A 13,124-nucleotide genomic window follows, 5' to 3' on the forward strand; every position below is an offset into this window, starting at 1 on the left:
GTCGGCGCGTTCCTGGGCGTCATGGTGGTCGGCGGACCGGCCGCGCGGGGGCGCCGTCCCGGTCACCGGTACGCGTCCCGTCCGCGACGGGCCGGTGACCGTACGCTCCGCGCGACCGGTAGTCGCGGCGGGAGGAGCGGGATGAACGCGTCGGTGGACTTCGGCGGCCGGGCGGTCCTGGTGACGGGCGGGACGAAGGGCATCGGGGCCGTGATCGCCCGGGCGTTCCTGGCGGCGGGGGCGCGGGTGACGGTGTGCGCGCGCAACGAGCCGCGGACGCCGCCGAGCGCGGGCGGCCGGGCGGCGCACTTCCTGCCCGCCGACATCCGCGACCCCGCCCAGGCCGCCGAACTGGTGGAACGCGCCGCCGGGCTGATGGGCCGCCTGGACGTGCTGGTCAACAACGCCGGCGGCTCCCCGGACGCGGACGCCGCCACGGTCTCCCCGCGTTTCGTGGAACGGATCGTGCAGCTCAACCTGCTGGCCCCGTTCTATGCGGCGCAGCCCGCCAACAAGATCATGCAGGCCCAGGAGACCGGCGGCTCGATCATCAACATCGGCAGCGTGTCCGGCGTGGACCCGCAGCCCCGCACCGCCGCCTACAGCGCGGCCAAGGCGGGCCTGCGCATGCTGAGCCAGGCGCTCGCCCTGGAGTGGGGCCCGAAGGTCCGCGTCAACCACGTCACGGTGGGCCTGGTCCTGACCGAGGCCGCCGCCTCGTACTACGGCGACGGCGGCGCCCTGGGCGAGATCATCCCGATGGGCCGGATGGGCTCCCCCCAGGACGTGGCGAACACCTGCCTGTACCTGGCGAGCGACCTGGCGTCCTACGTCACCGGCGCGGACCTGCCCGTCCACGGCGGCGGCGAGATCCCCGCCCGCCACATGGTCACCAAGGGCTGAACACGACCCGGCCGCGCCGATCACCCGCGTTCATCGGTCGGCTCCCAGGATGAGTCCGCTGGTGGGGACGCCGGTGCCGGCGGTGACGAGGACGTAGCCCATCCCTTGGCCGGCACCGCCGGGCTGGTTGACGGAGGTGCCGCGGACCAGGCGGACGGCCTCGGCGATGCCGTTCATGCCGTGCAGGTAGGCCTCGCCGAGCTGGCCGCCGTGGGTGTTGAACGGCAGCCGCCCGCCGACCTCCAGGTTGCCGTCGGCGATAAAGCCCCTGGCCTCGCCGCGCGGGCAGAACCCGAGCTCCTCGAGCTGGGGCAGGACCAGCGGGGTGAAGTGGTCGTAGATGACGGCCGCGCCGATGTCGGCGGGCGTCAGCCGGCTCTGTCCGTAAAGCTGCTCCCCGACCAGGCCCATCTCCGGGATGCCGGTGATCTCGGGACGGTAGTAGCTGGTCATCATGTGCTGGTCGGGGCCGGAGCCCTGCGCCGCCGCCATGATCAGGGCGGGCGGGTGCGGCAGGTCGCGGGCGCGTTCGGCGGACACCACGACCAGGGCCTGGCCCCCGTCGGTCTCCTGGCAGCAGTCCAGCAGGTGCAGCGGCTCGGCGATCCAGCGGGACGCCTGGTGGTCGGCCAGCGTGATCGGCCGCCCGTAGAACCAGGCGGCCGGGTTGGTGGCGGCGTGCCTGCGGTCCACCACGGCGACGCGGCCGAAGTCCTCGCTGGTCGCGCCGTACTCGTGCATGTAGCGGCGGGCGAACATCGCCACCCACTGGGCGGGGGTGTTGAGCCCGAACGGCAGCATCCACGCGTACGCGGCGCTGTCGGCGCTCGCGTCGAGCCTCCGGTCGGCCTGCCCGAGGCCGTACCGTTCGCCGGACCGCTCGTTGAACGCCCGGTAGCAGACCACCACGTCGGCGACGCCGGTGGCGACCGCCATCGCGGCCTGCTGGATCGTCCCGCAGGCCGCGCCTCCGCCGTAGCCGATCCGGGAGAAGAACGTCAGCTCCCCGATCCCGGTGTTGCGGGCGACGTGGATCTCGGAGTTGGTGTCGGCGGTGAACGTGACCAGCCCGTCCACGTCGGAGGGCTCCAGCCCGGCGTCGGCGATGGCGGCCAGCACCGCCTCGCAGGCCAGTTGCAGCTCGCTGCGGCCGGAGTTCTTGGAGAACTCGGTGGCCCCGATCCCCGCGATCGCCGCGGCCCCCGGCAGCACGCTCATGAGCCCTCCCCGGGAAGGGTGATCTCGACGGTGCCGGTGACGTGGGGGCCGAGGGCGTTGGTGCCGCGCACGGCGATCTCGACGCGGCGGTCCCCGTCGTGCTTGGCGGTGACCTCGCCGGTGAGCACCATCGTGTCGCCGGGGTAGTTGGGGACGCCGAGGCGGATGCGGATGGCCTTCACCCGCGCGGCGGGTCCGGCCCACCCGGTGACGTATCGATCGACGAGGCCGCCCGTGGTCAGGATGTTCATGAAGACGTCCTTGGACCCCCGCCGCACGGCCAGTTCGGGGTCGTGGTGGACGTCCTGGTAGTCGCGGCTGGCGATGGCCGTCGCGACGATCAGCGTGCGGGTCAGCGGGATGCTCAGCTCGGGGAGCGTCTCCCCCACCGTCACGTCCGGATAGGTCTTCACCAGGATGCTCCCGCCAGTGCCGAGCCGAGCCGCTCCAGGTCGGCGGACGCGCCGCCGAGCGTCCCGGAGATCTGCTTGCCCCACAGGAAGTAACGGTGGATCGGGTAGTCCACGTCGACGCCGATGCCGCCGTGCAGGTGCTGGGTGCGGTGCACGACGTTCAGCCCGGCCTCGCCGGCCCACCACTTGGCGACCAGCACGGCCGAGGCGGCGGGCTCTCCGGCGTCGAGCAGGGAGATCGCGTGCCACAGGCAGACCCGCATCGCCTCGATCTCGATGTAGCAGTCGGCGAGCTGGTGCTGCACCGCCTGGAACGTGCCCAGCGGCCTTCCGAACTGCTCGCGCCGCGTCACGTGGTCGGCGGCCCGCCGCATCGCCCCTTCGGCGACGCCCACCTGAACGGCCGCCAGCGCGGTACGCGCCAGGTCCAGCACCCCGTCCAGGGCGCCCTCTGCGGGCGGCCTTCCCGGCGTGCCTTCGGTGAGCGGCTGTGCCGGGGCGCGGTCCAGGTGCAGGGTCCGGGCCTTGTCGCGGCTGGTGGTCTCGACGTCCTCCCAGGTGATGCCGGGTGCGTCCGCTTCCACGAGGAAGAGGCCCGCGTCGGCGGAGACCAGCACCGGGCCGGCCCCGTGAGCCGAGGGAACGACCGCCTTGGTGCCGGTCAGCACCCATCCGTCCCCGTCCCGTCGCGCCTGGCACGCAGGCGACGCCGGATCATGCGGGGCGAACTCCTCCAGCGCCGCGGTCGGCCGGATCGTTCCGTCCACCACTCCCGGCAGCAGCGCCGCCCGCTGTTCCGGGCCGCCGTACCGGGCCACCGCGAGCGCCGTCACCAGCGCGGGCCACAGCGGAACGGGGGCGACGGCACGGCCCTGTTCCTCCAGCAGCACGCACAGCCCGCCCAGGCCCAGGCCCGCGCCGCCCGCGTCCTCGGGCAGCGCGACCCCGAGCAGGCCGGTGTTCGCCAGCTCGGACCACAGGGCGTGGTCGATGCCGGTCTCGCTCCGCTCGGCGGCGCGGATCCGTTCCCGGGTGGCGTGGTCGGTGAAGATCCGCCGGGCCAGCTCCCGGACCGCCTCCAGTTCCTCGCCCAGAGTGAAGTCCATCAGCGTGCCTCCTCCGGTCGTGCGGGGCGGAAGACCGGGAGGGTCAGGTCCGGGTCGGCCTCCAGCCAGTCCACGACGACGGGCATGCCGATCTCGGCCTCCTCGGGGGCCAGGCCGGTCAGGTTGGCGATGAGGCGGGTGCCCTCGGCCAGCTCGACCAGCGCGACGACGTACGGCATGTCGAACGCCGGGTGCGGCGGATGGTGCGCGACCACGTAGCTGTGGACGTGGCCGGTCCCGGCGGCCTCGACGGTGTCCCAGTCGAACGAGCCGCACTGCGGGCAGCACGGGCCGGGCGGGTGCCGCAGCGCCTTGCACGCCGCGCACCGCTGGATCACCAGCCGGTGCTCGCGGGCCGCCTCGAACCAGAACGCGTTGTCCCGGTTGATCGCCGGGCGGGGCCGCAGGGCCTTCTGCTTCTTCGCGGCCCTGCCGGTGCCGGGGCGGAAGCGCAGCAGCCGCCACCGTTGCGTGGCCACGACCTCGCCGTTCTGGTCGCAGTAGGTCCGGACGGTGGTGACGAAGCGGCCCTCGCCCAGCGCGGTCCTCTTCTCCGGGGAGATCGACTCCACGACCTCCCGGACGCCGACGTGGTCGCCCGGCACCAGTTCCCGGTGGAACTCCAGCTCCGAGTCCGTCGCCACCACCGAGGTGTAACCGGCCTCGGCCAGCAGCTCGGTCAGCTCGTCCATCCCGGTCCGCGTGTCCTGCGACGGCGCGGTGTGGGCGGCGTACCCGCGCATGGTCCACGCCTGGATCATCGACGCGGGCGCGACGACCCCGGGCCGTCCCGTGGCGCGGGCCGCCTCCTCGTCCAGATAGATCGGGTTGCGGTCGCCCATCGCCTCGACCCAGTGCCGGATCATCGGCACGTTCACCGGGTCCTGTCCCGCCTTCAGGGGCATCACCTCGCGCCCCGCCCAGGCCCGCAGCCGCTCCTCGTAGTCGTCGTAGTCGTCGTTCATGAGCGCCTCGACCTCGGCAGGCCCAGGCCCTGGGTGGCGACCATGTCCCGCAGCACCTCGTTCACCCCGCCGCCGAACGTGTTGACGATGCCCTGCCGCGAGAGCTGCTCGATCTGCCCGGCCAGCACCGCGCCCGGCGACTCGGGGCGGATCCGCCCGGCCGCGCCGAGGATCCCGGTGAGGGTGCGCTGCACGTCGATGTGGGTCTCGGTGCCGTACGCCTTGGTGGCCCCGGCCTGCGCGCCCGTCAGCCCGCCCCGCTCGACGGCCATGGTCATCTTCCAGTTGAGCAGCCGCATCGCCTCGAGCCTGGCGTGCGCGCGGGCCAGGTCCCGGCGCACCCACGGCAGGTCGAGGACGCCGTTGTCGCGGGCCCAGGCGAGCACGTCCTCCCACAGCCGGATCATCCGGCCGCCGAGGGCCGCCAGCCCGATCCGTTCGTGGTTGAGCTGGGTGGTGATCAGGCTCCAGCCGCCGTCGACCTCGCCGACGACGTTCCCGGCCGGGACGCGGACGCCGGTGTAGTAGGTGGCGGTCACGGACATGCCGCCGACCGTCGGGATGGGGCTCCAGGAGAAGCCCTCGGCGTCGGTCGGGACGATGATGATCGAGATGCCCTTGTGCCTGGGGGCGTCCGGGTCGGTGCGGCAGGCCAGCCAGATGTAGTCGGCGGTGTTGGCGCCGCTGGTGAAGACCTTGGCGCCGTCGATGACGAAGCAGTCGCCGTCGCGGACCGCGCGGGTGCGCAGCGCGGCCAGGTCGGTGCCGGCGTCGGGCTCGGTGTAGCCGATGGCGAAGACGATGTCGCCGGACAGGATGCCCGGCAGGTACCGCCGCTTCTGCTCCTCGGTGCCGTACCGCATCAGGGTCGGCCCGACCGTGTTGACGGTGACGAACGGGAACGGCAGCCCGGCCCGCTGCACCTCGTCGAAGAACACGTACTGCTCGGCGACCGACCGGCCCTGCCCGCCGTACTCGACCGGCCAGCCGTAGCCGAGCCAGCCGTCGCGGCCGAGCATCCTGACGATCTCCCGGAAGCGGGGGCCGCCGACGCCCTCCTCCCCGGCGCGGCGGCGTTCGTCCTCCGGCAGGAGTTCGGCGAAGTACGCCCGCAGCTCGCGTCTGAGCTTGCGGTGCGCGTCGGACTCACGCAGATCCATCGACGCCCTTTCGTGTCACGGCAGGAACCGTTCGCGTCCGCCCGCGATGAACTCCTCGCGCAGCGCCGCCTTGTCGTCGTCGGTCATCGGGGTGTACTCGGGGTCGCCCCGCCCCGCCCACCGGTAGACCGGGTCGCCGGTGCGCCAGCCCTCCGTCTGGAGGCGGTTGCGGGCGAGCTTGCCCGAGCCGGTGGCGGGCAGCGCGTGGGAGACGCGGACGAAGCGGGGCGCGCCCTTGGTGCCCAGGTCGGGCTGGGCGGCCAGGAACGCCGGCAGGTCCAGGTCCTCGAACGCGACGCCCGCGCCGATCTCGATCGCCGCCATCACCTGGTCGCCCGAACGCGGGTCCGGCACCCCGAACGCGATCGCGTCGATGATCTCGGGATGGCGGCGGAGGACCCGGGTGATGTGCAGGGCGGAGACGTTCTCCGAGTCGACCCGGATCCAGTCGCCGGAACGGCCCGCGAAGTACACGAACCCGGCCTGGTCGACGTAGCCGAGGTCGCCGGTCCAGTACCAGCCGTGGCGGACCCGTTCGGCGTCGGCCTCGGGGTCGTTGTGGTAGCCCTCGAACCCGGCCGCCCCGTGCACGTCCACCAGTTCGCCGACCGCCTCCTCGGGGTTGGTGACCCGGCCGTGCTCGTCCAGGACCGCCGGGGCGCAGGTCCGCAGCGTCTCGGGGTCGACGATCCGCACGCCGTCGTGGGCGGGACGGCCGAGCGCGGTGGGCGGGGCGGCCGGGTCGCGGGCGATCATCCCGGCGCTCTCGCTGGACCCGTAGCCCTCGATGAGGGTGCAGCCGAAGCGGCGCAGGAACTCGGCCCTGTCCTGCGGTGACGCCTCGGTGCCGAACGCGTGGGTGAGGGTGTTGTCGGCGTCGTCGGGCTTTTCGGGCGTGGCGAGGATGTAGGAGATGGCCTTGCCGACGTAGGTGAAGAACGTCGCGCCGTGGAACCGCACGTCGTCCAGGAATCCCGAGGCGGAGAACTTCGGCGTCAGCGCCACGCACGCCCCCGCCGCCAGGGCCGGGGCCCACAGCGCCATCAGCGCGTTCCCGTGGAACAGCGGCATCGGGCAGTAGCAGACGTCGTCGCGGGTCACGTCGTACTTGGCGCTGTTGGCGTGCCCGAGCCCGGCGAGCCGTCCCTGCGAGCAGCGGGCGGCCTTGGACCTTCCGGTCGTGCCCGAGGTGAACAGCAGCAGCATCTGCGTGGCGGGGGTGATCGACGGGTCGCGTTCCGGCTCGGCGGCGGGAACGGCGTAACCCGCGGAGTCCACCAGCAGGAACCGGTCGCGCGGCACCCCGATGTCCAGCCCGTCCAGCAGTTCCAGCCCGGCCCGGTCGGTGACCACCAGTTGCGGGTCGGTGTGCCGGACCTCCCGTTCGAGCTGGGCGCCGCGGCGGGTGGGGTTGATGCCGACGACGGTCGCCCCGGCCAGCGCCGCGCCGCCCAGCCACAGGACGTACTCGGGCACGTTGTCCAGCAGCACCCCGATGTGGAACGGCCCGTCGCGGCGCAGCCCGCGCGCCAGCGACGCGCGGGCCGCGCTGTCGCGGACGACCTCGTCCCAGGTCCAGGTCCGTTCCCGGCTGCGCAGGCCGGGCCGGTGGTCGCCCAGCCGGGCCAGCAGCAGGTCCGCGATCGTGTGCACGGCGCTCGCCCTCAGGCGGGTTGCTCGACCAGGACGCAGCGGGTGCCGCGGTAGATCGTGGGCATGCACTTGTTGCAGTGGATGCACAGGGATCCGGTGTCCGCGTCCTCCTTGATCCGGTTGATCAGGTCCGGCTCGCGCAGCAGCGCCCGCGCCATCGCCACGAACTGGAAGCCGTCCCGCATGGCCCGGTCCATCACCCGCCTGTTCGTGATCCCGCCGAGCGCGATCAGCGGCATCGAGACCGCCGCCCGGACCTGCCGGGCCTGCGGGAGCAGGTAGCCGTCCTCGTAGGGGTAGCCGCGCAGGAACCGGCCGCCGACCAGCCGCACGCCCAGCCGGATCGGCGGCGGCATGACCGCGGCGAACTCCCGCAGCGGCGCCTCGCCCCGGAACAGGTACATCGGGTTGAGCAGCGAACTGCCCGCGGTCAGCTCCAGCGCGTCCACCGACCCGTCCCGCTCGATCCACCGCGCGACCCGGACCGCCTCGTCCAGCCCGAACCCGCCGGGCACGCCGTCGTCCATGTTGAGCTTGGCGATCACGGCGATCCGGTCCCCGGCGGCGTCGCGGACGGCGCGGGCGATGTCGCGGGCGAGCCGGGCGCGGTTCTCCAGCGGGCCGCCGTACTCGTCCGTGCGGCGGTTGAGCCGGGGGCTGAGGAACGCGCTGGCCAGGTAGTTGTGGCCCAGGTGCACCTCGACGGCGTCGAACCCGGCCTCGATCGCCATCGCCGCCGCACGGCCGTGGGCGCGCACCACCCGTTCCAGGTCGGCCTTGGTCGCGGCCCTGGTGAAGCCGCCGCCGAGCGGGTTGAAGCGCCGGGCCGGGCCGATCGCGGGCACCCGGTTGGACCTGGGGTCGGCGACCGGACCGGCGTGCCCGATCTGCGCCGAGACTGCGGCGCCCTCGTGGTGCACGGCGTCGGTGAGCCTGCGCAGGCCCGGCAGCGCCCGGTCGGTCCACTGGATCTGCCTGCGGTCGGTGCGCCCGTCCGGGGAGACCGCGCAGTACGCCACCGTGGTCATGCCGACCCCGCCGGCCGCGTGCCGGACGTGGAAGCCGATCAGCTCGTCGGTGACCAGCCCGTCGCGGCTCAGCCCCTCGTAGGTGGCGGCCTTGATGATCCGGTTCCGCAGGGTCACCGGCCCCAGCTTCGCGGGGGCGAGCACGTCGGGGACGGGGTCGCTCACGGGTCCTCCCATCGGGTGGCGGCTCGACGGTAACCAGCGGGGATCGGCGACGTTCCTGGTCATCCCGCTGACCGGGAGCGGTCAGGGGCCGTCCCCGGACGAACGGGTCAGCCGAAGTGGGCCTGGCCGCCGTCCAGGGGGATCGTGGCGCCGGTCAGGTAGCGCATGTCCGGGCTCAGCAGGGCGACGACGGCGCGGCCGATGTCCTGCTCGCAGTCGCCGATGTAGCCGAGCGGGATCGTCCTGCGGAACTCCTCGGCCTCCTCCGGGTTGTTGTCCACCCACCGCTGCAGCCCCGGGGACAGCGCGTGCGGGGCGATGGCGACGGCGCGGATGCCGTCCGGTCCCCACTCGGCCGCCGCGGTGCGGGTCAGCGAGCGCAACGCCTGCTTGGCGGCGGCGTACGCGCCGTAGGTGGACGGGTCCCAGCGGACCATCGCGGAGGTGACCAGGTTGACGATGTGGCCGCCGCCGCGCGCCTTCATGTGCGGATGGCATGCCTTCATGAACGCGAACGCCGCGAACGGCCCGGTGCGGAACCCCTTCTGGAACGCCCGGTCGCTCATCGACAGCAGCGGCCCGAACGCCCCCGAGTAGGCGTTGTTGACCAGCACGTCGATGCCGCCGAACCGCTCGGCGACCACCTCGACCAGCCCGGGGACCGCCTCGGTGTCGGCCACGTCGCAACAGAACGGTTCGGCCCGCGCGCCGCGCTCGCGGATCAGCGCGCAGGTGTCGTCCAGCTTGCCGGGGGTGCGGCCGACCACGGCGACGGCCGCGCCTTTGGAGGCGAGCGCCAGCGCGATGCCCCGGCCGACGCCCTGCCCGGCTCCGGTCACGATCGCGACCTTGTCCTTGAGGAATCCCACGGCGGTCATCGTGCGGGGCCGCCTCGGGCGTTCCGGTGCGTGATCCCGCTCACCGGGACGCACTGAGACGCCAGTTTCGGCATCTACAGGTATTCACTCGAAAACTCTTAGTAAGATCCTGCCGTGCAGCTTCGGTATGCCTTTCGTCTCTATCCGACTGCCGGTCAGCGACAGGCGTTGGCTCGGGCGTTCGGGTGTGCGCGGGTGGTGTTCAACGACGGGCTGCGCATTCGGCAGGAGGCTCGTGCGGCGGGGCTGCCGTACGTCAGTGACGGCGAGTTGTCCAAGCGGGTGATCACGCAGGCGAAAAAGACGCCTGAGCGCTCCTGGCTGGGCGAGGTCTCAGCGGTGATCTTGCAGCAATCATTGGCTGACCTCAACGCCGCCTACCGTAATTTCTTCGCCTCGCTGTCCGGCGGGCGGAAAGGGGCGAAGGTCGCCCCGCCCCGATTCCGGTCCCGAAAGGACGACCGGCAGGCGATCCGGTTCACCAGGAACGCGAAGTTCAAGATCACGGCGAGCGGGAGGCTGCGGCTGCCGAAGATCGGTGACCTATCGGTCCGCTGGTCCCGCTCATTGCCGTCGGAGCCGTCGTCGGTGACGGTGATCAAAGACCGGGCGGGGCGGTACTTCGCCTCGTTCGTCGTCGAGCTCGCCGACGAGCCGCTACCCGAGACGACCACCAAGGTCGGAATCGACCTGGGGCTCAAGCATTTCGCCATTCTGTCGGACGGCCGCAAGATCACCAACCCTCGTTTCCTGCGCCGGGCGGAGAAGAGGCTCAAGCGCGCCCAGCGGGCGCTGTCCCGCAAGCAGAAGGGCAGCAGGAACCGGGAGAAGGCCAGGCTCCGTCTGGCTCGCGCCCATGTCCGGGTCGCGGATGCGCGGCGCGAGTTCCACCATCAGCTCTCCACTCGCCTGATCCGTGAGAACCAAGCGGTCGCGGTGGAGAACCTGGCGGTCAAGGGGCTCGCTCGCACTCGTTTGGCCAAGAGCGTCCACGACGCCGGATGGGCGCAGTTCGTCGCCATGTTGGAGTACAAGGCCGCCCGACACGGGCGGGCCTTCATCAGAATCGGCCGGTTCGTGCCGACCTCGCAGGTCTGTTCGGCCTGCGGGCTCGGTGACGGCCCCAAGCCGTTGCACGTCCGCCGTTGGACGTGCCCGAGGTGCGGGGCCGTTCACGACCGGGACGTCAATGCGGCGATCAACGTCGCCAAAGCCGCCGGGCTGGCGGTGACAGCCTGTGGAGCGCAGGTAAGACCGGGATCCGTTCCGGCACAGCGCGGCGAAGCAGGAACCCACCCGAAGCAACCCACCCCACGGTGGAAGCAGGCGGGGTCCCCAGTCTGAAGGCGGGGAGGAAGCCAATGGAGGGACGAGGAGGCCACCGCCCGCGCCCTGGACGCCGACCGCTGGCTGCGCACCGGCGACATCGGGGTGCTCGAGCAGGGGCGGCTGCGGCTGACGACGCGGCGGTCGGACCTGATCCTGCGCGGCGGGGAGAACGTCTACCCGGCCGAGGTGGAGGGCGTGCTGGCCGAGTTCCCCGGGGTGCGCGAGTGCGCGGTGCTCGGGGTGCCGCATCCGGACCTGGGGCAGGAGGTCATGGCGGTGGTGGTCGCGAGCGAGCCGATCTCGGCGGAGGCGATCGAGGCCTTCGCCCGCGAACGGCTGGCGTACTTCAAGGTGCCGTCGCGGTGGCGGATCACCACCGAGCCGCTGCCGCGCAACGCCACCGACAAGGTGGTCCGGCGGGAGGTCGAGGCGATGGTCGACCGTCCCGCCGGATCGCCCTAGCGGCCGTCTAGGACCACTGCATCGCCTTCTTCCTGCGGGCGGCCAGGTCCGTCCCGGACTCGCGTCGCGCCATCCGCCGCAGCACCCGCGGCGCGAGGACGAGCCCGGCGACCGCCCACAGGCCGAGCATCCCGGCGGTCTCCAGGTGCCGCCACGAGTCGCCGATCTCGGCGGCGGCCAGCGGGTCCGGCAGCATCGCCGAGCGCATGCCCAGGCCCAGCCAGTACAGCGGGAACGCCTGGGCGATCCACTCCACCCAGCCGGGGAACGCGGTGACCGGGTAGAACACCCCGGAGATCGCGATCAGCAGCATCAGCGGCACCATGAGGACGCCCACCGACTGGGCGTTGGTGAACAGCGACCCGAGGATCGCGCCGATCGCCAGGACCGCCGGCAGCCCGAGGGCCAGCACCCACGCCAGCGTCAGCCACGCCGACGCCCGGCCCAGGTCCAGCCCGCCGAAGACGAACGCGGCCGGGACCAGCGGGAGGAGCAGGCCGACGACGGTCAGGCCGCCCCGGCTGAGGATCCGTCCGGTCAGGTAGCCGATCACGCCGTTCGGGGTGGCCTTGGCGCGCAGCAGCGTGCCGTCCTCGCGGTCCATGGTGAGGGTGATCGCCAGCCCCATCATCCCGCTGGACATCATGTTCATCGCGAGGATGCCGGGCACGGCGTGGGCGCCGAGGGAGAAGCCGGTGCCCGGCACGTCGTTGCCGCGGAACATGAACATCGCGAACATCCCGATGACCGGGAAGAACAGCAGGTTCCACAGTTCCTGCACGCTGGTCAGGGCCTGACTGAGCTCCAGCCGGGCGCGGTGCAGCCCCGCGCGGACGGCGACCATGCGGGCGTTCACGCCGCCTCCTCGTGGGGGGACGGCCCCCCACGCCCCCCGACGAAAACAGCGTTCATGAACTCGCTCCGCTCGCTCATGCCGCCTCCCCACGCTGCTCGGACTCGAAGTCGCGGACCATGGCCAGGTAGACGTCCTCCAGGCGGGCGCGGCGGACCTCCAGGTCGCCGATCGCGTCGCCGTACCGGGCGAACAGGTCGCGCACGTGGGCGGTGCCGTCCTCGACGTTCTCCACGTACCGCTCGCCGTCGCGGGTGTAGCGGACCTCGGTCTTGCCGGAGACCTGCCGGGCCAGTTCCGCCGGGGTGCCGTCGGCGACGATCACGCCGCCGACCAGGATGAGGATCCGGCCGGCGAGCTTCTCGGCCTCGTCCAGGTCGTGGGTGGTGAGCAGGATCGCGGTGTCCTCCAGCTCGGCCAGCCGCCGCACCAGCTCGTGGAACTCCTGCCTGGCCTGGGGGTCGAAGCCGACCGTGGGCTCGTCCAGGAACAGCAGCTCGGGCCGGCCGACCAGCCCGACCGCCACGTCCACGCGGCGGCGCTGCCCGCCGGACAGCCTGTGGAGCATCGTGTCGGCCTGCCCGGTCAGGCCGACGAGGGCCATCAGCTCGTCGGGGTCGTAGGGCCTGCGGTAGGGGGTGTAGTAGCGGGCGAGGTGGTCGAGGAGGTCCCGCACCTTCCACCGGCCGTGGTCGCGCCAGGACTGGAGCACGACGCCGAGCCGGGCGCGCCATGCCTCGTCGCCGCGCCCGGGGTCGGTGCCGAGCACACGGACCCGCCCGGCCGAACGCAGCCGGAATCCCTCCAGGATCTCGATGGTGGTCGTCTTGCCCGCGCCGTTCGGCCCGAGCAGGGCGACGACCTCGCCCCGGCCGACGTGGAAGTCCACTCCGCGGAGCACGTCGGCGGAGCCGTAGCGCATGCGCAGATCACGGACCTCGATCACGGGGCCGTCATTGCCGCCTGTTTCCATGCCTTCAAGTGTGTCATT

At 72.5% G+C, this 13,124-nt stretch carries 13 protein-coding genes; 3 read left to right on the forward strand and 10 right to left on the reverse strand.

What is annotated here, in order from left to right:
• The first annotated feature begins 141 nt into the window (after positions 1–141).
• Positions 142–903: an SDR family oxidoreductase gene (locus tag HNR21_RS30245; protein ID WP_182707821.1), complete on the forward strand. Its 762-nt coding sequence runs from the start codon at positions 142–144 to the stop codon at positions 901–903.
• 30 nt (positions 904–933) lie between these two features.
• Here the strand turns inward: HNR21_RS30245 and HNR21_RS30250 are convergent, their stop codons facing one another.
• The 8 genes from HNR21_RS30250 to HNR21_RS30285 form a co-directional block, all read right to left on the reverse strand.
• Entirely contained in the window at positions 934–2,121 is a 1,188-nt protein-coding gene (locus HNR21_RS30250) for a lipid-transfer protein (protein ID WP_182707822.1), read from the reverse strand.
• The gene (locus tag HNR21_RS30255; protein WP_182707823.1) at positions 2,118–2,534 is read right to left on the reverse strand and encodes a MaoC family dehydratase; all 417 of its coding nucleotides are present in this window, start codon (positions 2,532–2,534) and stop codon (positions 2,118–2,120) included. Before HNR21_RS30255 ends, HNR21_RS30250 begins: the two co-directional genes overlap by 4 nt.
• The gene (locus tag HNR21_RS30260; RefSeq protein ID WP_182707824.1) at positions 2,531–3,640 is read right to left on the reverse strand and encodes an acyl-CoA dehydrogenase family protein; all 1,110 of its coding nucleotides are present in this window, start codon (positions 3,638–3,640) and stop codon (positions 2,531–2,533) included. Before HNR21_RS30260 ends, HNR21_RS30255 begins: the two co-directional genes overlap by 4 nt.
• A complete protein-coding gene (locus tag HNR21_RS30265; RefSeq protein ID WP_182707825.1) occupies positions 3,640–4,605 on the reverse strand; it encodes a bifunctional MaoC family dehydratase N-terminal/OB-fold nucleic acid binding domain-containing protein in 966 nt (321 codons plus the stop codon). Before HNR21_RS30265 ends, HNR21_RS30260 begins: the two co-directional genes overlap by 1 nt.
• Positions 4,602–5,765 (reverse strand): acyl-CoA dehydrogenase family protein, encoded by a 1,164-nt coding sequence (locus HNR21_RS30270; protein WP_182707826.1) that lies wholly within the window; start codon positions 5,763–5,765, stop codon positions 4,602–4,604. The genes HNR21_RS30265 and HNR21_RS30270 overlap by 4 nt, the downstream gene beginning before the upstream one ends.
• Before the next feature lie 15 nt (positions 5,766–5,780).
• A complete protein-coding gene (casI, locus tag HNR21_RS30275; protein ID WP_182707827.1) occupies positions 5,781–7,418 on the reverse strand; it encodes a steroid-22-oyl-CoA synthetase in 1,638 nt (545 codons plus the stop codon).
• An 11-nt stretch (positions 7,419–7,429) separates the two neighbouring features.
• Positions 7,430–8,611, reverse strand: coding sequence for an NADH:flavin oxidoreductase (locus HNR21_RS30280; protein ID WP_312881422.1), 1,182 nt, complete (start codon positions 8,609–8,611; stop codon positions 7,430–7,432).
• 107 nt (positions 8,612–8,718) lie between these two features.
• On the reverse strand, positions 8,719–9,489 hold the full coding sequence (locus tag HNR21_RS30285; protein ID WP_220500357.1) for an SDR family NAD(P)-dependent oxidoreductase: 771 nt from the start codon (positions 9,487–9,489) through the stop codon (positions 8,719–8,721).
• Positions 9,490–9,603: 114 nt separating this feature from the next.
• Here HNR21_RS30285 and HNR21_RS30290 point away from each other — a divergent pair, with 114 nt between their 5' ends.
• Both HNR21_RS30290 and HNR21_RS35650 read left to right on the forward strand, forming a co-directional pair.
• Positions 9,604–10,833 (forward strand): RNA-guided endonuclease InsQ/TnpB family protein, encoded by a 1,230-nt coding sequence (locus tag HNR21_RS30290; protein ID WP_182707829.1) that lies wholly within the window; start codon positions 9,604–9,606, stop codon positions 10,831–10,833.
• 87 nt (positions 10,834–10,920) lie between these two features.
• Positions 10,921–11,280 carry an AMP-binding enzyme gene (locus HNR21_RS35650; protein ID WP_312881423.1) on the forward strand — a complete coding sequence of 120 codons (360 nt, stop codon included), beginning with the start codon at positions 10,921–10,923 and terminating at the stop codon, positions 11,278–11,280.
• A 7-nt stretch (positions 11,281–11,287) separates the two neighbouring features.
• On the opposite strand, the gene HNR21_RS30300 is transcribed toward HNR21_RS35650, so the two are convergent.
• Entirely contained in the window at positions 11,288–12,136 is an 849-nt protein-coding gene (locus tag HNR21_RS30300; RefSeq protein ID WP_220500358.1) for an ABC transporter permease, read from the reverse strand.
• A 73-nt stretch (positions 12,137–12,209) separates the two neighbouring features.
• The gene (locus tag HNR21_RS30305) at positions 12,210–13,106 is read right to left on the reverse strand and encodes an ABC transporter ATP-binding protein (protein ID WP_182707830.1); all 897 of its coding nucleotides are present in this window, start codon (positions 13,104–13,106) and stop codon (positions 12,210–12,212) included.
• Positions 13,107–13,124 lie beyond the last annotated feature (18 nt).

The organism is Thermomonospora cellulosilytica (assembly GCF_014138835.1).
Lineage (GTDB): Bacteria > Actinomycetota > Actinomycetes > Streptosporangiales > Streptosporangiaceae > Thermomonospora > Thermomonospora amylolytica.